Source organism: Paenibacillus gansuensis (assembly GCF_042684925.1).
Lineage (GTDB): Bacteria > Bacillota > Bacilli > Paenibacillales > DY6 > Paenibacillus_N > Paenibacillus_N gansuensis.
This window is the reverse complement of sequence record NZ_JBHUME010000009.1, coordinates 206482-225213: the sequence shown is the minus strand read 5'-3', so window position 1 is coordinate 225213 and position 18732 is coordinate 206482. Positions and strand designations below refer to the sequence as shown.

Here is an 18732-nt window from a genome sequence, read left to right as displayed (position 1 = left end):
CTCCTATTATACCTCTAAAACGAACGATTGTTTCATATAAAGAATAAAAATTCCGAAATTAGTCGAAATGATCTAGGTAACATTCCGCCGTTCTGTCGATTTATAGGTTTATATACGTACTTTAATGAATAATTTAACAGTTTTTTGGAATTTACATCTATTTTTTTCCTTATTTCACAAGGGATCGAGACCAAATAACCATTTTGCAAAATAATTACATTTTAGGACATTACATTTTGACATACTTTTTAGCCGAGCCTTAGTATGATAGTTGTATAACGGACGTTGAATCGGCAAAAGGCAAACCTCGCTGAAAAGCAGGGGCGCAAAGTCACAGGTCTAAAGCATCGTGCTATGACAGCTGGACTGCCTGGTATCACGGTTTCGAATTGGATTGGGAGGAAAGTTTGGATGATGAGCGCCAATCAGGGTTGGATCGAAGAAGAATTGGATCAAGAGTGGGTAGACTTACTGAGCATGGCACGGCAGCTGGGCATCACGCCGGATGAGGTAAAGCTGTTTATTGCGGGGGCCGCCCCGGTACAAACTCCATGATCTCGCGATCCAAACTATCTTTCCCATCGGGTGCCGGGCATCAGAACGGAGACTGGCAGCTGCTCCCGTTGAAGACCAGGGATTTTCAAATCATTTCTGTTTGGACGCGGGAATGGATGGATCCGTTGAACCCGCACGTTTATGAATTAACGAAGTTTTCCTGTCCGGGATATACGGACTATATCAAGATGCAGCAATCATCCCTTGTTCCGGAGACCATTCTTCTGGCGTTGTATGCAGGGAATGACATCGCAGCTTTTGCAGAGTACTCGCTGGATGAGGAGAAGCTGTTTGTAAATAACTTTGCTGTCGATGCCCGGTTCCGTAACCGGGGGGCAGGCAGGGCGATGCTGGACGCGCTGGAGCACATAGCGCAGGACCAGGGGCGGCCGGCGGTAGAACTGGATTGTTTTGTATGGAACGACGCCGTTTTGCACATGTATTTGAAAAGGGGATACTTAGTCACATCAACTTCTTACTGGCTTACCGGTCCTAATCCTGCGGCCGCCTTCCTGCCGTCTGAAGCATGTGCTGTGTATGAATCCGCTTCGTCGGAAGACTGCCATAACCGCTACGGGTTCTCCACCCTGCGTCTTAAAGTGAACGGTGCGGACCAAGCGGTATTTCGGCTTCATGAACGGTATTTTCGAATCGTTTCGGGAGACAATCCGTTGTCGCCCGGGTTGCTGCGGGCGCTGTACTCTATAGACCCCGGAAGAGAACTGTTCGTTATTTCGAAACAACCTGAGCTTGCCGGAAATCCCTCATTTCAGCTAGTCAGCGCAAGTGTACGAATGAGGCTAAGCCTAAGTTAAAATACACGTCCATTCTTACATTGACATGTTCTTTATAAAGAACTAAAATGCAAGTAACACATGGCTGCTCTCTTTTTTTGCCAATCATGTTCTTTTTAAAGAACGGCACAGTTTAACCTGAATGAACAATGATCCTTTGTAAAGGTGGATAACCATGAAAGATTACGCAGTGTACGGAGTTTCCCAAGCTGAAGCCTGGCATGAGGTGCTGTCGAAAGTGAACGGCGCAGATATCTACTTCACGCCGGAGTACGGACGCTTGGCGGAAAACAACGGGGAGGGAACATCCCGTCTGTTCGTATACCGGGAGGGGGACGCGGTCGTGTGCTATCCGTTCCTCATGAGAAGCCTGCGAGAGTTGGGGCTGGCTTCCATCCGTCAAGAAGGCAGGGAATTATTCGATATCATTTCCCCATACGGTTACGGGGGGCCGATCGCCAATGTGGAACACACCGGGGAGACGGAGCCGTTCTTCGGAAGGTTCGCGGAAGTGTTTGAAGCCTTCTGCGGAGAGAACGGCATCATCGCCGAGTTTGTCCGGTTCCATCCGCTGTTGAACAACTACAGGAATTATCCGTCCGTGAAGCCGGAATATATCCGTAATACCGTCCACATCGATCTAACCGGCCCCGGCACGGACGTATTGGACAGCCTGACAGCGGGCTGCAGAAACCGCGTGCGCTACGCGCAGAAACACGGCGTAACGGTGACCCGCGAACAGCCGCCGGGGCTGGATGTGTTTCTGAATCTGTACTATGCCACCATGGACAAAAACAAGGCAAACGCCTATTACTATTTTTCCGAAGGCTACTTCAGCAATATGCTCGATTTTCTCCGCGAAAGCGCCGACCTGTTTGTAACCAGGCTGGGCGGGCATGTGATCGCATCCACCTTTTTTCTGCGGTACGGGGATTATGTTTCTTATCATTTGACCGGTTCCGACAAGGAGTACTTGAAGTACGCTCCTTACAATCTGCTCCTGACAGAGGCGGCGAACTGGTACAAGGCGCAAGGGTGCAAATATTTGCATTTGGGCGGGGGCTACACGGGCAACGACGAACTGTTCCGTTTCAAAAGCACATTCAATAAAATGCAGCCGCCATTGGATTTTTATATCGGACGCAAAATTCATTGCCCCGTGACGTACGAACGCATATGCAGCGGACTGCCGGTAAAGAGCGATTATTTCCCTGCCTACCGGGATCCGCTGCTTGTCAAAGGCGAGGTAAAGCAGATGTGAAGCGGGAACTAGCCGCAACACTATACGGACTATAAAGGAGACCATTATGATTGGAGCACGTATCAAAAAGCTGCGTCAGATGAAAGGATATTCCATCTCCGAACTGGCCGATCTGGCGGGGGTGTCGAAATCATACATTAGCTATATTGAACGGGAACTGCAGAAAAATCCTTCGCTTCAAATGCTGACGAAAATCGCGGTTCCTCTCGATACGCAGCTGGAGGATCTGCTTGGCATAGGGTCGTCGTCCAAGACTGCGAACGAACATCTGCTGGATGAAGAATGGAAAGACATGATCATCAAGGCAATTGAAGAGGGCATGAGCAAGGGAGACTTCCGGCACCTCAAAGACTATTTACGTTATAAAAAGTGGGTGGAGAAGAAACAGGATTACGGCAATATGGAAAAACGCAGTTGACATGTTCACTATATAGAATTAAACTAACGTTAATTGTTCTGTATAAAGAACAACTTACATAAAGAACAACAACGAAGTCGTGTCAACTGGAGGCAAGTTGTTCTAAGGAAAGGCTAAGGTGAGAGAAATGAGTAATCCGCAGGCCCCCGCAGGAAATGTAAAAGCAGTTCCCGAGAAAGACATTGACCTGAAGAAGCTTTATCAGACGGTGAGACAGCGGCTCTGGATACTGGCGTTGATTACCCTGTTATGCGCGGGCGCAAGCGGGTTCTACGGGATGAAAGCCGAGGCGCCCCTGTACGAAGCATCCACTCGGATGATGATCCGGGCGGAACCTGAAATTTTGAACACCCTTAAGGTGATGATTCGTGAACCTTCCGTCATGAACGCCGTTGTCGAGGCACTAAACCTGGATCGGTCAGCGGGGGATCTGCTGAACCAGCTGCGTGTGGAAAGCGTGGAAAATTCGCTGATTGTCAAATTGACCATAACCGACCGCGACCCAATGCTTGCGGCCGATATAGCGAACACAATCGTCGCTCAGTATCAGGAAGAGGCCGAGGAGGTCATGGCTTTCACCGCGATGAGGGTGCTGTCCCCAGCCGCGGCGGCGGAAGACCCGCAGCCTGTAAACGGAACTTCCTTAGTGAAGTCGATAATGATTGGTCTTGTACTTGGCTTGATCGCAGGCATCGGCGCCGTGTTCCTGCTAGATTCTCTTGACGACAGCATTACATCGGAGAGAGAAGCGGAACAATGGCTGGAGCTCCCGGTTTTGGGCGGCGTATCGCAAATCAGCAAACGGGAACTTGGCTCCCGGAGAAAGGCGAAAGGGGTAAATCCATCATCGTTGCGGGGTGAGACCATTGGTTCTTAAAGCGGGCGGAATAACGGTACGGCGCAGCCTGACGGTTTATCACAATCCGCAGTCGTCTGCAGCCGAGCAGTATAGGAGCATACGCAATAATATCCAATTTTTTTCCGAAAACCACAAAGTCCGTTCTATGGTAGTGACGTCGCCCGGAACGGGGGAGGGCAAAACGACAACGGCCTGCAATCTGGCATTGTCCATAGCGGCTCGGGGAGAGCGGGTGCTCCTGATCGATGCGGATTTTAAAACCCCGACGATGCATCTGACCTTCAACGTGCCGAATACAGGAGGGCTTACCAGTGTGCTGATAGGAAAGCTGTCCCTCGCGGAAGCGATGTATCCGTCGGACATTCCGGGTCTGGACATATTGCCAAGCGGTCCTGTAGGCATGCGGTCTGCGGAACTGATTACGTCCCAAGGCATCTCCTTCCTGCTGCAAAGGGCCAAAGAGAAATATGATACGGTCATCATCGACGGGCCGCCTGTCCTGATCTCTTCCGATGCGGCTGTATTGGCGAACTTATGCGGCGGCGTCATTTTCGTGGTTCAGCGGGGGAAGACGCAGAAAGAGGCGGCTTCGGAGGCAAAGCGTACCCTCGAGCGGGTCAAAGCGAACATTCTTGGTGTAGTGGTAAACAAAAAATAGAAAATAGAACAGATTGCGTTGTAAGAGCCCTCAGGGCACCATTTTTTTGTCTTTCTTGTTCGTTATAATGAATTCATTTTCAGTTTCAGTTCGTTATATTGTAAAACTTCATACGATTTCGGGAATGTCTCCTTGCCGTTATCCGCGGAGGCACTCGGCCATGCTGTGGGTTGAAAGAAACCTTAGACGCCAGTCGTCAAGGGTGTGGTGTGAGGTAGGGTTCAATGCCCTGATTGGAACTAGCGTTTTTAGCTAAAGGTACTTTTTTACGGAAGGCCTTTAGTTAAGGACATTAGGCAAACCTGCCGGATGCGGCCGGTTGAAAGTTAGGAAGGGTGATGAATGTGACATATCGGCAAAGGTTGTCCTTTTTTATTGTACTGGATTCGGTGATTGTGCTGACTGCCATCTTTTTCAGCCGGTTTCTGTTGAGCGCAAGCCTCAATGTGTTTACGGTTCCCCTGGTACTAAGCTCCATTACGCTGCTCCTCAGCCACCACTGCTACTCATTCTATTACAAGCTGTACAAAAAAGTGTGGAAATACGCCAGCATCGGGGAACTGATGACTATCATCAAGGCCGTTACCCTGTCCATCGGTACGGCGGCGGTCCTTCAAAGGCTTATATACAATGACACCCACTTCAGGCTGTTGGCGGTCACTTGGATGCTGCATATTCTGCTGATCGGAGGTACCCGGTTTTATAAGCGGGTTCGCAAGGATCCCGGAGAAACGCAGCTGCAGAATAAGGATGAGCGCAAGCGGACACTGGTGATCGGGGCGGGCTCAGCCGGCACGATGGTGGCACGTCAGCTTCTGGGCAACAGGGATTCCGAGCTGCGGCCGGTTGCTTTTATCGATGACAATGTGCGGAAACAGCATTTGGACATTTTGGGGATCCCGGTCATCGGCGGTGTGGACCGGATTGAACAGGCTGCCGCAGAGCTGCAAATCGATAACATCGTCATCGCTATCCCTTCCCTCCGCCGAAAGGAACTCAACAGGATCTATCAGGCCTGTGCGAAAACGGCGGCCAAAACGCAGATTATCCCGATGATCGAGGATCTGGCTCTAGGACGTGTCTCGGTCAATCAGTTCAGGGATGTCCAAGTTGAAGACCTTCTTGGCCGGGAACCGGTGGAGCTCGATATCGGCAGCATTTCCGGATACATAACTGCAAGAACCGTGCTGGTTACGGGGGCAGGCGGTTCCATAGGATCCGAGCTTTGCCGCCAGGTGTTGAAATTTCAGCCGAAGAGGCTGATTCTGCTGGGCCATGGCGAGAACAGCATCTATGCCATTGAGATCGAGCTAAAGAATGCGTTCCCTTCCGGGGAGACCGAGATCGTAACTGAAATTGCGGACCTGCAGGATGCGGAACGGATGCTGGCGGTCATGAGCTTACACAAGCCTCATGTGGTTTATCACGCGGCCGCCCACAAGCATGTGCCTCTAATGGAGCGGAATCCGGAAGAAGCGGTCAAGAACAATATTATCGGAACTTTGAATGCCGGGCGGGCGGCAAGCCTCTGCGGAGTGGAAACGTTCGTGATGATCTCTACCGATAAAGCCGTGAACCCGACCAGCGTCATGGGTGCCACGAAGCGGCTGGCAGAGATGGTGATCCAGAATCTTGACCGAACCAGCTTCACCAAGTTTGTTGCCGTCCGGTTCGGAAACGTGCTGGGCAGCCGCGGCAGCGTCATCCCCCTGTTTAAACAGCAGATCGAGAAGGGCGGGCCCGTTACGGTGACGCACCCGGATATGATCCGTTATTTTATGACGATCCCGGAAGCTTCCAAGCTGGTCATTCAGGCCGGGGCGCTGGCGGAGGGCGGAGAAGTGTTTGTGCTGGATATGGGCGAACCGGTGAAGATTGTGGATTTGGCGAAAAACCTGATTTTGCTGTCCGGGAATTCCGTAGAGGAAATCGGCATCGAATTTACCGGCATCCGCCCTGGAGAGAAGCTGTTTGAGGAGCTGCTGAAGGAAGAAGAGAAGGGTGACGCCCAGGTACATCCCAAGATCTATGTCGGCCGAACCGCTGAAATCCGGATGGCTGAAATTCATGATCTTCTCAAACGGTATGACGGCTGCGGCCCGGCGGAATTGCGGGAACGGCTGCTGGATTTAGCTAATGATAGAAATAAAACCCACTACGAAGCGTCACCGACGGTATTCCTGCCGGTATCGGTGTAGCCCTATAAAGGAGTATGAGCGTAACGATGAAGATCAGAAAAGCGATCATTCCTGCTGCAGGCCTGGGCACCAGGTTTCTGCCGGCGACCAAGGCGATGCCTAAAGAAATGCTGCCCATCGTAGATAAACCGACCATTCAATATATTGTCGAAGAAGCAGTCGCTTCCGGCATCGAGGATATTATTATTGTCACGGGCAAAGGCAAACGGGCGATCGAGGACCACTTCGACCATTCCGTGGAGCTGGAGCTGAACCTGGTGGAGAAGGGCAAGATGGAACTGCTAAGCGAAGTGCGCAAATCCTCCGACCTGGTGGACATCCATTATATCCGGCAAAAAGAGCCCAAAGGGCTCGGACACGCGATCTGGTGCGCGCGCAAATTCATCGGCAACGAGCCGTTCGCCGTCCTGCTCGGGGACGACATCGTCACATCGGAAAAGCCCTGCTTACGGCAGATGATGGAACAGTATGAAAGATACAATGCATCGGTTATCGGCGTACAGCAGGTCCCGGATTCAGCCGTATCGCGTTACGGCATTATTGACGGGCAGCTGCTGGATCATCGCCTGTATCGGGTTAATGACCTGGTCGAAAAGCCGAAGCTGGCCGATGCGCCTTCAAATATAGCGATCATGGGCAGATATATTCTCCGTCCCCGCATCTTCGACGTACTTAGCGGTCTCAAGCCGGGAGCGGGAGGGGAGATTCAGCTGACGGACGCCATCGCGGAATTGAACAGGTATGAGGCTGTATACGCCTACGATATGGACGGCATCCGCCATGACGTGGGCGAAAAGTTCGGCTTTATCCGGACGACGATTGAATTTGCGCTGAAGCGTCCCGAATTAAGAACGGAGCTGCTGGAGTATCTGCACGAGGTAATGGACAGGGAGCGTTCAACGGTATGAGCCGGAAGAAGATTCTGTTCTGCGCCAACATCCACCAGCATTTCCGGGGATTTCATCTGCCGGTGTTCCAATGGTTTCAGGAGCAGGGGTGGGAAGTGCACGCGGCAGCCGGAGGAGAGGCGGATCTTCCTTATACGGACCGGGTGTTCGACATCGGGATCCGGCGGTCGCCTTTTCATGCAGGCAATTGGAAAGCTTACCGGCAGCTGAGGAAGCTAATTAAGGAAGAGAATTACGATATCGTGCACGGGCATACGCCGATGGGCGGCGTCTTAGCCAGAACCGCGGCGCGCGCGGCAAGGCGGCAAGGCACTAAAGTGATGTATACGGCGCACGGGTTTCATTTTTGCAAGGGGGCCCCTCTGCTGAACTGGCTGGCGTATTACCCGATTGAGAAAGCGCTCAGCTCGATAACAGACTGCCTGATCACGATTAACCATGAAGATTACACGCTTGCGGTTGACCGGAAATTCCGGGCCGGGCGCATCAGTCATGTTCATGGAGCAGGCGTGAATACGGAGAGATACCAGCCTGCTTCCCCTCCCCGGAAGGAAGAGCTGCGGCACCGCTTCGGATATGGCGAAGAGGAGTTTCTCATGGTGTACGCGGCGGAATTTAACGGCAATAAGAATCAGCAGCTCCTCCTGCAAGCGATGGTGCATGTAAAGGAGAAGCATCCGGAGGCGAAGCTGCTTCTGGCCGGCGAGGGACCGCTGCTCCTGGCCTGCCGCGAGCTGGCAGCCCGGCTGAACGTGGCGGACCGTGTCGAGTTTCTCGGTTACCGGAAAGACATCGCCGACCTGCTGCAGATGAGCGACGCTGCCGTCGGCGCCAGCTTCCGCGAGGGGCTGCCGGTCAACATTATGGAAGCGATGGCCTGCGGGCTGCCCGTCATCGCCAGCGACAACCGCGGGCACTGCGAGTTGATCGCGGACGGCGTCAACGGTTTTATCGTCCCGCCGGATGATGCCCGGATGTTCGCAGCCAGAATCCTGCAGGTCAGTCGTTCGCAGGAGCTGCGTGACCGGATGGCAGTTGAAAATGTGCGCCGTGTGAAAGAGAAGTATTCGCTCGAGCAGGTAAAGGCGGAGTTGAGCGACCTATACAAGTCTTATATGGAGGCTGCGGATGAAACCACCGAAAGTCAGTATCATCATGCCTATCTATAACATGGAGCCTTATCTCGCCCGCAGTCTGGAAAGCCTGTTGGCCCAGTCGCTGGAGGAGATCGAGGTGATCGCCGTAAACGACGGTTCCACGGACCGCAGCCTGCAAATTCTTGAAGGCTTTGGCAGGAAAGACCCTCGTGTCCGCATCATCAATAAAGATAACGGCGGCGTGTCGATGGCTCGTAACGTCGGCATCGCAGCCGCCAGGGGCGATTACATCGGGTTTGTCGATCCGGACGACTGGGTCGACCGGGAGATGTACCGGGAGCTGTGGGAACAAGCGGAAAGCGAGCAGGCGGACATCGTCATGTGCGGTTATGTGCGCGAATTCGGGACACACAGCAAAGTAAAGCCCTTTCCGCTTCCGGAAAAAGTGAAATTCAGCAGGGAAGAGCTGCATGACGGCATCCTTCGCAGGCTGGTGGGCCCGCTGAAAGAAGAAATCGGGCAGCCGGAAATGCTTGACGCCTGGGGCACGGTGTGGTCCAAGCTGTACCGGGCCAACATACTGCATAACAACCGGCTGGAATTTGTCGACCTGGAACAGATCGGCAGCAATGAGGATTCCCTGTTCAACATGTACGCCTGCTATTATGCGGGCTCTTTTGTGTTCCTGAACCGCCCGCTCTATCACTACTGGCGCGCAAATCCGGCATCGGTTACGAGCAGGTACAATCCGTTTTTGCCGAAGCAGTTCGCTCATTTATACCGGTTGATGGAGCAGTTTCTTGCGGAGAAGTCGCTGGGCGAACCGTTCGTGACCGCCCTGCACAACCGCATCGGCATCAATACGCTGGGCTTGGGATTGAACACCGTCAGCCGGGGCAACCAAGCCGGCCCGCTCACGAAAATACGCGATATCGGCACCATGCTGAGTGACCACCGGACCAGGAGGTCCATGGAACAGATCGAATTGGCGTATTTTCCGCCGGTATGGAAGATCTTTTTTATCTGTGCCAAGCTGCGGTTCGCCGCAGGATTTTTCCTGATGCTCACGGCCGTAAACCGGCTGAGAACGATGGTCCGATAGGGGGTTCAGCGTAATGAAACCTACTCTAACCGTATTCACACCGACCTATAATCGCGCTTATGTGCTGCCGTTAGGCTATGAGGCATTAAAGAGGCAGACATCCAAGGACTTCCTGTGGCTTATTATCGATGACGGTTCAACGGACAACACGCGGGAGCTGGTGGAGGGCTGGATCGGGGAAGGCCTGGTTCCCATCCGTTATCACTATCAGCAAAACCAGGGGATGCATGGAGCGCATAACGCGGCTTATGAGCTGACGGATACGGAGTTGAACGTCTGTATCGATTCCGACGATTACATGGCGGACGATGCGGTGGAAACGATCGTAACCTTCTGGAAAGAGCATGGCTGCGAACGCTACGCCGGGATCATCGGCCTGGATGCAGCTTTTGACGGGAGGGTGATCGGGACCAGGCTTCCGGAACACATTAAGTCCGCAAAGCTGATCGACCTGACTGCCATTCATAAAGTCAGAGGCGATAAGAAAGTGGTGTACCGGACCGATTTGGCCCAAAAGTGCCCGCCGTACCCGCTGTTTCCGGGGGAGAAGTACTGCCCGCTCAGCTACAAGGGCATTTTGATCGACGATTATGCCCCGCTGCTGATTCTGAACAAGGTGCTGTGCCATGTCGAATATTTGGAGGACGGGTCCAGCCGCAATATCATTCAGCAGTACCGCCGGAACCCGCAAGGGTTTTCCTTCTTCCGAAAAGCGGCGATGATACATTCCCCTACGTTGAAAGACCGCTTGAGAGAAGCGATGCATTACGTGTCCAGCAGCATCATGATGAGAAACTGGGCGTTCCTGAAGGAATCCCCGTGTAAAGGAATGACGCTTCTGGCACTGCCGCTGGGTGTTCTATTTTATTTGTACGTTCAGAATACCCATCGCCGCACGCTGATGAAAAACCACTGAAAGGAATATCAAGCATGTCGATCCTCTGGTGGAACTTGTTGCTGGCTTTTGGATTTTCGTTCCTGGCACGGTATTTCGCCAAGCCTGCGGGCTTAACGCCATATGTTAAACCGAATCGGCTGATGGTCCTTTGTGCCATGGCCACGTTAATTTTCGCTGCAGGAATGCAGAGCAATATCGGGGACACTTTCTATTACATGCACTCTTACAAGACGGTGGATTTCCATTGGCAGTCCATTGATTACTCGGGGGACTTCGGGTTCAACCTGTATCAAATGGGGCTGCAGCAGTTTTCCAGCGACCCGCAGATTCTCATTCTGGTAACGGCTCTCCTTACGAATCTGCTCATCGTCTCGGTTCTGGCCGGCTATTCCCGGCTGCTGGAAATCAGTGTTTTTGTCTACATCACCAGCGGTATGTTCATCACCTCGATGAACGGGATCCGGCAATACCTTGCGGCTGCCATCGTGTTCACAGCAATCCGCTTTCTTATCAAAGGGCAGTTTTGGCGTTATCTGCTGGTCATTCTGTTCGCCGCTACGATCCATAAAACGGCCTTGATCCTGATTCCTATCTACTTTATCGTCCGGCGGAGAGCATGGACCTGGCAGACGGCGGCGATCCTGCTGGCGGCGGTGGCCGTCGTGTTCGGCTTCAATCAGTTCACCTCGATCCTATTCAGTGTCATTGAAGATACGCAGTATGCCGGGTACAAAACCTTTTCCGAAGGCGGGGCCAATGTGCTCCGGGTCGTGGTGGACGGGGCGCCGATGATCTTCGCCTTTTTGGGCCGGGAGAGGCTGAGGCGGGACTTCACAGGCGGCGACGTCATCGTCAATATGTCCCTGATCGGGCTCGTATTTATGATCATCGCCACGCAGAACTGGATTTTTGCCCGGTTTGCGATCTACTTCGGATTGTACCAGCTGATTCTGATCACCTGGATTTTTCATGTGTTCCGGCACAAGGACAAAAAGCTGATTTACTACGGGGTGCTGGTGTTTTACTTTGTGTTTTATTTTTACGAGAACGTCATTACGCTGGGCCTTACTTACAAGAGCAACTGGCTGCCCTGGCTGTATTAAGGAGAGAGAACGATGAAGGAAGAAGCTGCGGGAATCCCCCGCATCATTCATTACTGCTGGTTCGGCCGGGGGGCGAAGCCTCCGAAGATCGTAAAGTGCATGAACAGCTGGCGCAGGCATCTGCCGGATTATGAGCTGGTGGAGTGGAACGAGGATAACTTTGACCTGAATGCCAACCGCTTCGTGAAAGAGGCGTATGCATCGCGGAAATATGCGTTCGTCAGCGATTATGTCAGGCTGCACGCGCTTTTTGCGCAAGGCGGCATTTATCTGGATACGGATGTGGAAATACTGAAGCCGCTGGACCGGTTTTTACACCATGAATCGTTCTTCGGGTACGAGGATGAGCAGTACGCGTCTTCCTGTTTGATCGGTTCGGTGAAGGAGCATCCCTGGATGGAGGAGCTCAAGTCCTACTATGAGGAACTGCCCTTTGTGCTTCCGGACGGTACGCTCAATATGAAGACGAACACATCGATCATTACCCGGTTGTGCGAGCCGTATGGATTTGCTGCTAACGGGGAGTATCAAGTGCTGACGAACGGGGTAGTCTTTTATCCGCGGACGTATTTCAGCCCTTACGACTTTATTAACGGCGCTAATTACATAACGGAGAACAGCTATGCGATCCATCATTTCGCCAAATCGTGGCTTCCTTACCATGTGCGTTTACGAGGGGAGCTGAAGCGGAGGATCAGCAGACTGGCCGGACCGGCTTTTATCGGAAAAATGAGGCGGGTGCTGTGGAACAAATGAGCCATCCCAAGAAAAAGCTGCTGTTCGTAACCCAGTATCTGCAGACCGGCGGAGTGGAAAAAAGCCTGCTGACGCTGCTGTCCGAACTCGATTACGACAAATATGAAGTCGACCTGCTGCTGTTCGACCACAGCGGCGTGCTGTACAAGTGGGTTCCGCCGCAGGTGAACATCCTGCCTCCGCTGTTCGACACGTTCTCGGAGCCGATGTCCCGTGCCGTGCCGAACCTGTTGAAAACACGGCGGTTAAGGCTGCTGACCGGGAAAGTGCTGGCTTCCTCGCTGGCAAAGTTCTCCCGCGGCAAAGGCGTCGGCATCCGCTGGGAAGTCTATCGCAGGACACTGCCCGCATTGAAACAAAAATACGATGTCGCGATAAGCTACCTTGATTTCTTCTGCAATTATTATGTGGCCGAAAAGGTTCGCGCGGACCGGAAAATCGTTTACAACCACATGGATTACGAGTACAGCCAGGGACAAGGGTGGCCTTGCCCGAGACTGGAACGGCGAAGCTTCCGGCTCAGCGATTACATCGTGACGGTAGCGGAGCCGGCAAGACAGTCGCTGGAGCGGAACTTCCCTGAATTCAGCGGCAAAATGCGGGTCATCCGCAACCGGATCTCGGCGGAAACCGTTCGCCGCCTCGCTTTGGAAGAAGGATACGACGACGGTTTCGAGGGACTGCGCATCGTAACGGTCGGCCGCTTGGTGGCGGAGAAGGGCTTTGATTTTGTCCCTGAGGTGTGCGCGGCTTTGGCCCGGCTGGGGCTGGATTTCCGCTGGTATCTTGTCGGCAGCGGGGCGCTCCGGGGCGAACTGGAGCGCAGAGCGGCCGAGCTTGGCGTTACGGAGCACCTGGCGCTGCTCGGGGAACGGGCGAACCCGTATCCGTTCATGGCCGGCTGCGATATTTACGTGCAGCCCTCCCGCACGGAGGCGCACTGCATCGCAGTAGAGGAGGCGCTGGCGCTGGCTCGGCCGACGGTCGTGACGGACATCCCGTCCTTCCGGCAGCAGGTGCAGCACGGCGAAACGGGATTGATCGTACCGGTAACGGAAGAAGGCTTAACGGAAGGCCTGCTGCGGCTGATTTCGTCCGGGGAGGACCGGCTGAAGCTCATGTGCCGTCTGGCAGGAGACACGGCGCCAAGGTACCCGGAGGAAATGAATAAGTTTTATCAATTAATCGAGGCCTGAGCGGCACAATGCCGGGCCGGGTAAGGGGATTGTATGAGCCATACGGCAGTCAGCATTATTGTACCTATGTTTAAGGTGGAAGCTTATCTGCATCGCTGTGTCGATTCCCTGCTGGGGCAAACGCTGGATCGGATCGAAGTGATTCTGGTCAATGACGGCTCGCCGGACCGCTGCGGCGCGATTGCAGACGAATATGCCGCTGCGGACCCGCGCGTAAGGGTGCTTCACCAGCCGAACCGGGGCGTAAGTTCCGCCCGGAATGCGGGGATGCGGGCAGCGGCTGGAGACTATATCGGCTTTGTGGACCCGGACGACTGGATCGAGCCGGAGATGTTCTCCAAGCTGTACGAAGCGGCGGCGGATGCCGATGCCGATGCGGCGGTTTGTGCGTTCCACGAGCATTATGAAGAACAGGGGCGCGCCGTGCAAGTCCGGTATGATACGCTGCCCTCTTGGAACGGGGGCTACGGTCAAGTCCGGCGCAACATTATGTACCGTTTGTTGACCGGAGAGCTTCATTCGTTCACCTGGAATAAGTTGTACCGCAGATCCCTGCTGATCGAGTGCGGCGTGAAATCGCCGGAGGATATGCCGTTGATGCAGGATATCGTGTTTAACCTGGAGGCATTCTCGCATATGGACGGTGTGGTGTATATTGACGAGCCGTTGTATCATTTCCGCAGGCACGCCTCCTCCAACACGATGAAATTCCGTCCGGACGTGTTCGATACGCTGCTGAAGCTGTTCCGCATTAAGCACCATTACATGAACCGTCTGCATCTGATCAACTCACGCCGGCTCCCGGTATATGAATGGTTCGTCCGGCAGTCGCTGCAGGCTGTACAGATGGAGTTCAGCCCGCTGAACCCGCTGCCGGCTTCGGAGCGCAAGGAGCGGGTGGCCCGGATTGCAGGAAACCAAGAGCTCCAGAACGCCATGGATCTGGCGGATTCGCGATTCAGCGGATTTCAGAGCCTGATGATCCAAAGCCTGCGCACACGCAATTTCCGGCTGATCGGCACGGTGGCCCGGATCCATCATCGGTACCGCAAGATCGGTTCCGGTGTGAAGCGCGCGCTGCTGCCGGATAAACACCGCCCCGCGGTCCATGGGTGAGCAGAGGAGGATGGCCTGAATGTCCGCGTCCGATATCAAAAAAGGCATCGTTACCTCCTACGGCATTTTTGTGGCGGATCTGCTGGCGGGAGTGCTGTTCACACCGTTTCTGATCCGTTCGCTGGGCCAATCGGAATACGGCGTCTTCTCCCTTATTGGGGCCTTCATCGCGAGCCTGGCCATTCTGGATTTCGGTTTCGGCAATGCGATTACCCGTTATGTGGCGGAATACAGGACATCGCACAGCAAGGACAAAGAAACCCATTTTATGGCCATGTGCCTGCTGATGTACGGCGTCATCGCCCTGTTGACGCTGGGAGCGGGGGCGGGGTTGTACAGTATGCTTGATTTCATTTATGGTGTAAAACTTTCACCTCATGAACTTCAGACCGCCAAGTCCATGTTTCTCATCCTCATGGTGAATGTGACGTTCTCCTTTTTCATTGGAGCCTTTAACGCCTACATCCAAGGATATGAGAAATACAGCGTCATCAACGGGATCACCTTCTACCGCCTTCTGCTCCGCATTGCGGTGCTGAGCGTGCTGCTGACGATGGGCTACAAAGCGCTGATGGTCGTTATGGTGGACACGGCGTTGAATTTGCTGACCGGCCTCGGCTTCTATTTGTTTGCCAGGCTGAAACTGGGGCTGCGGGTGAAGATGCTTTATTTTGACCGCAAGCTGTTGAAAGAGATTACCCGTTATTCTTCGCTTGTGTTCGTGGGCAGTATTTCGGAAATGCTGTTTTGGAGAATCGGGCTGCTGGTATTGGGGGCCATGTCCGGTGCGGAGGCCGTTGCGGTGTATGCCGTCGGGATGACGTTAATCAGCTATTTTCAATATGTGTCGGGCGTCATTAACGGCAAGCTGTTCCCGCGGGTTACGCAAATGGTAGTTCAAGGGGCCGGCAGCAGTGAGCTTACCGCTTTTTGCAGCAGAGTAGGAAGAATCCAGTTCATGCTGCTGGGGGCGGTTGTGTCCGGTTTTTTGCTGTTCGGCAGACAATTTATCGAACTATGGATCGGCCCTGATTACAAGTTGTCCTGGGAGATCGGCACCATCTTCATGACCGTCATGCTCGTCCAAGTGCTGCAATATCCATGCGTCATGATTCTTCGTGCTATGAAAAAAGACGGGCAGAGGACCCTGTACCAGCTGGTGCTCATCGTAATTGGCACGCTGCTTGGCATTGCGCTTGCGGGTCCTTTCGGGATGTTAGGCATGACGGCCGGGCTGGCGTCCGCCATCGTACTGCTGAACTGGGTCGTTGTGAATGTTCATTATACCCGCGTATTTGGATACGGGGCAGCCTCGTTCTGGAAACAAATCGGCAGGCTGGTTCCGGCCATGGCCGCGGCTTATGCCACAGGGATACTGATCCATCTCATCCCCGGGCACAGCTGGAGCAATCTGCTGCTGAAGGGGCTGAGCTTTTCTGTAAGTTACGCTATTTGGATGTGGCTGTTCGGGGCAAATGCCTCGGAAAAAGCGCTGCTGTTGAGAATGAGACGGGGGCTGCGGCCCGGAGTGGAAAGCACCGGTCAGGTGTGAGAGAGGGGAGAGAAGGGCGAATGGCGATTGTAGTGACCGGCGGAGCAGGTTATATTGGCAGCCATACCTGCATTGAACTGCTGAATGAAGGTTATGAAGTTATTGTGGTGGATGACTTGAGAAACAGCAAAGCCGAGGCGCTTCACCGGATCGGAGAAGTCACGGGCAGGCCGTTCCAGTTTTACAGGACGGATGTGCTGAATGAAGATGCGCTGGAGGCGGTTTTTGCCGGCCATGCGGTGGAGGCGGTCATTCATTTTGCAGGCATGAAAGCGGTAGGGGAATCCGTTCTCCTGCCGCTTTCTTATTACCGGAATAATGTAGCCGGTACGATGGCGCTTTGCCAAGTGATGCAGAGGCATGGCGTGTTCAAGCTGGTGTTCAGCTCTTCCGCAACCGTATACGGCGTACCGGGCCAGGTTCCGATCAGCGAGGGGGCACCCTTGTCGGCGATTAATCCTTACGGCCGCACCAAGCTGATGGCAGAAGAGATACTGAGGGACTTGGCTGTGTCCGACCCGAGGTGGTCCATTGCGAACCTGAGATACTTTAACCCGGTTGGAGCGCACAAAAGCGGACGGCTGGGCGAGGACCCAAGCGGTATTCCGAACAATCTGGTGCCCTACATGACCCAAGTGGCCGTCGGAAAGCTTCGTCAGCTTCAGGTGTTCGGGGGGGATTATCCGACACCGGACGGCACCGGTATCAGGGACTACATCCATGTGCTGGATCTGGCCGCAGGGCATGTCAAGGCATTGGAACGGGTAAAACGGTTCCAAGGAGCCGAATCCTATAACCTCGGTACGGGCCGCGGGTACAGTGTGCTGGAAATGATCGCGGCTTTCGGCCGGGTTTCCGGCGTGGAACTGCCCTATATCATCACAGACCGGCGCCCGGGGGACGTGGCTGTCTGCTACGCGGACTGCAGTAAAGCCGCCGCGGAGTTGGGATGGACCGCAGAACGGGGGTTGGAGGAGATGCTCGAGGACACTTGGAGGTGGCAGGCCCAGAACCCGGACGGATACCGGGCGGATCGGATTCCAAGCATTTTATACGGCATTACCGGGGATGAGCGTTCAGCTGCAGTTCTTCAGGCGAGGAGCGGATAACGATGCCGATTTCCGACAAGTTGACGCAGCAGCAGCTGCTAGAGGTAATTGTAGATGCTCACCGTAAAGGTACGGCATCCGAAATAACCGGGGCGGCGGAGATGGTGCGGGAGATCAAGCGGCAGATTATGCTGGCCGTTTCCGGCGCCCGGAAGGAAGAGGTAGCGAACGCTGATGATGAATGTATTGCGTAAAGAGATGCTGCATCCGGTCTGGTCGATTAAGGTGTTTCCTTCGCAAGACGTGATCCGGGAGCATCCCGGAGCGGCGAAGCTGGCAGCGCCGACGCTGCAGGCCAAGGACGTGACGGATATCCCGGCAGCATTTGTCGCCGATCCGTTTCTGGTCCGGCATGGCACGGGCTATTACCTGTTTTTTGAGGTGTTAAATAAAGCGACAGGCAAAGGCGATATCGCGGCAGCTTCCAGCCATGACGGCGTCACCTGGAAGTATGAACAGGTTGTTTTGACGGAGCCCTATCATCTCTCTTACCCGCAGGTGTTTCTACATGAAGGAGACTATTACATGATCCCGGAGACCGTCGGCGCCGGCAAGGTGCTGCTCTACCGGGCGGTGGAGTTCCCTTACCGCTGGGAAGTTGCCGAGAGTCTCTTAGACGGCAGGTATACGGATCCAAGCATTTTTCAGTATAACGGGAAATGGTGGATGCTCGGGGGCGCCCGCGGGCGGCAGCTGCATTTGTTTGTTTCAGACCGGTTGGAAGGGCCTTGGACGGAGCACCCGCAAAGTCCGGTCATACGGGAAAATCCGAACGTCAGCCGGCCGGGTGGAAGGATCATTCAAGAAGGAAATAGGCTGTACCGGTACATGCAGGACGGAGAACCTTACTACGGGAGTTCGACCCGAATGGCGGAAATTACGGTGCTGACGGAGTGCGAATACGCCGAGACTGAGCTTGGCATTGTGTTGGAAGGTTCCAGGAAGGAACAGGATTGGAGCAAGGACGGCATGCATCATATCGACCAGTTGAAGCTGGAGGAAGACATGTGGATGGTGGCGGTGGACGGCCATTATTTTGAACGCGAGCCTTATGTGCGCTGGAAATTGCGGCGGGTGGGCGCCAAGCTGGCGCGGTACATCAAACGTTGATGATTCAGGAGTGTATAGAGAAGAAACCGGCTGTAGAAAAGA

19 protein-coding genes and 1 riboswitch are annotated in these 18732 nt (G+C 53.9%); all 19 genes read left to right on the top strand.

Annotation, left to right across the window (positions count from 1 at the left end; genetic code table 11):
• Window positions 1-289: 289 nt before the first annotated feature.
• Window positions 290-374, top strand: a riboswitch (cyclic di-GMP riboswitch).
• Window positions 375-411: 37 nt separating this feature from the next.
• The 19 genes from ACFSUF_RS16225 (at window position 412) to ACFSUF_RS16135 (ending at window position 18690) form a co-directional block, all read left to right on the top strand.
• On the top strand, window positions 412-555 hold the full coding sequence (locus ACFSUF_RS16225; protein WP_377604298.1) for an anti-repressor SinI family protein: 144 nt from the start codon (window positions 412-414) through the stop codon (window positions 553-555).
• Window positions 552-1370: a GNAT family N-acetyltransferase gene (locus tag ACFSUF_RS16220; protein WP_377604295.1), complete on the top strand. Its 819-nt coding sequence runs from the start codon at window positions 552-554 to the stop codon at window positions 1368-1370. The genes ACFSUF_RS16225 and ACFSUF_RS16220 overlap by 4 nt, the downstream gene beginning before the upstream one ends.
• Before the next feature lie 154 nt (window positions 1371-1524).
• Complete coding sequence (locus ACFSUF_RS16215) at window positions 1525-2610, top strand: lipid II:glycine glycyltransferase FemX (RefSeq protein ID WP_377604293.1); 1086 nt, start codon at window positions 1525-1527, stop codon at window positions 2608-2610.
• 46 nt (window positions 2611-2656) lie between these two features.
• Window positions 2657-3028 carry a helix-turn-helix domain-containing protein gene (locus ACFSUF_RS16210; protein ID WP_377604291.1) on the top strand — a complete coding sequence of 124 codons (372 nt, stop codon included), beginning with the start codon at window positions 2657-2659 and terminating at the stop codon, window positions 3026-3028.
• Window positions 3029-3155: 127 nt separating this feature from the next.
• The gene (locus tag ACFSUF_RS16205) at window positions 3156-3905 is read left to right on the top strand and encodes a YveK family protein (RefSeq protein ID WP_377604289.1); all 750 of its coding nucleotides are present in this window, start codon (window positions 3156-3158) and stop codon (window positions 3903-3905) included.
• On the top strand, window positions 3895-4545 hold the full coding sequence (locus tag ACFSUF_RS16200) for a CpsD/CapB family tyrosine-protein kinase (protein ID WP_377604287.1): 651 nt from the start codon (window positions 3895-3897) through the stop codon (window positions 4543-4545). The genes ACFSUF_RS16205 and ACFSUF_RS16200 overlap by 11 nt, the downstream gene beginning before the upstream one ends.
• Before the next feature lie 344 nt (window positions 4546-4889).
• On the top strand, window positions 4890-6743 hold the full coding sequence (locus tag ACFSUF_RS16195) for a polysaccharide biosynthesis protein (RefSeq protein WP_377604469.1): 1854 nt from the start codon (window positions 4890-4892) through the stop codon (window positions 6741-6743).
• Between the two features lie 26 nt (window positions 6744-6769).
• The gene (gene galU, locus ACFSUF_RS16190; RefSeq protein ID WP_377604286.1) at window positions 6770-7651 is read left to right on the top strand and encodes a UTP--glucose-1-phosphate uridylyltransferase GalU; all 882 of its coding nucleotides are present in this window, start codon (window positions 6770-6772) and stop codon (window positions 7649-7651) included.
• Window positions 7648-8820 (top strand): glycosyltransferase family 4 protein, encoded by a 1173-nt coding sequence (locus ACFSUF_RS16185; protein WP_377604283.1) that lies wholly within the window; start codon window positions 7648-7650, stop codon window positions 8818-8820. Before galU ends, ACFSUF_RS16185 begins: the two co-directional genes overlap by 4 nt.
• Window positions 8780-9850: a glycosyltransferase family 2 protein gene (locus tag ACFSUF_RS16180; protein WP_377604281.1), complete on the top strand. Its 1071-nt coding sequence runs from the start codon at window positions 8780-8782 to the stop codon at window positions 9848-9850. The genes ACFSUF_RS16185 and ACFSUF_RS16180 overlap by 41 nt, the downstream gene beginning before the upstream one ends.
• 13 nt (window positions 9851-9863) lie before the next feature.
• On the top strand, window positions 9864-10766 hold the full coding sequence (locus ACFSUF_RS16175) for a glycosyltransferase family 2 protein (RefSeq protein ID WP_377604279.1): 903 nt from the start codon (window positions 9864-9866) through the stop codon (window positions 10764-10766).
• Window positions 10767-10780: 14 nt separating this feature from the next.
• Entirely contained in the window at window positions 10781-11851 is a 1071-nt protein-coding gene (locus tag ACFSUF_RS16170; protein ID WP_377604278.1) for an EpsG family protein, read from the top strand.
• 12 nt (window positions 11852-11863) lie between these two features.
• Window positions 11864-12607 (top strand): glycosyltransferase family 32 protein, encoded by a 744-nt coding sequence (locus tag ACFSUF_RS16165; RefSeq protein ID WP_377604276.1) that lies wholly within the window; start codon window positions 11864-11866, stop codon window positions 12605-12607.
• A complete protein-coding gene (locus ACFSUF_RS16160; protein ID WP_377604467.1) occupies window positions 12604-13803 on the top strand; it encodes a glycosyltransferase in 1200 nt (399 codons plus the stop codon). Before ACFSUF_RS16165 ends, ACFSUF_RS16160 begins: the two co-directional genes overlap by 4 nt.
• 33 nt (window positions 13804-13836) lie before the next feature.
• Window positions 13837-14919, top strand: coding sequence for a glycosyltransferase (locus ACFSUF_RS16155; protein WP_377604274.1), 1083 nt, complete (start codon window positions 13837-13839; stop codon window positions 14917-14919).
• 19 nt (window positions 14920-14938) lie between these two features.
• Window positions 14939-16471: an oligosaccharide flippase family protein gene (locus ACFSUF_RS16150; protein ID WP_377604272.1), complete on the top strand. Its 1533-nt coding sequence runs from the start codon at window positions 14939-14941 to the stop codon at window positions 16469-16471.
• Window positions 16472-16491: 20 nt separating this feature from the next.
• On the top strand, window positions 16492-17580 hold the full coding sequence (gene galE, locus ACFSUF_RS16145) for a UDP-glucose 4-epimerase GalE (protein ID WP_377604270.1): 1089 nt from the start codon (window positions 16492-16494) through the stop codon (window positions 17578-17580).
• A gap of 2 nt (window positions 17581-17582) precedes the next feature.
• The gene (locus tag ACFSUF_RS16140) at window positions 17583-17774 is read left to right on the top strand and encodes a hypothetical protein (RefSeq protein WP_377604268.1); all 192 of its coding nucleotides are present in this window, start codon (window positions 17583-17585) and stop codon (window positions 17772-17774) included.
• A complete protein-coding gene (locus tag ACFSUF_RS16135) occupies window positions 17755-18690 on the top strand; it encodes a glucosamine inositolphosphorylceramide transferase family protein (RefSeq protein WP_377604266.1) in 936 nt (311 codons plus the stop codon). The genes ACFSUF_RS16140 and ACFSUF_RS16135 overlap by 20 nt, the downstream gene beginning before the upstream one ends.
• The last annotated feature ends 42 nt before the right edge of the window (window positions 18691-18732 follow it).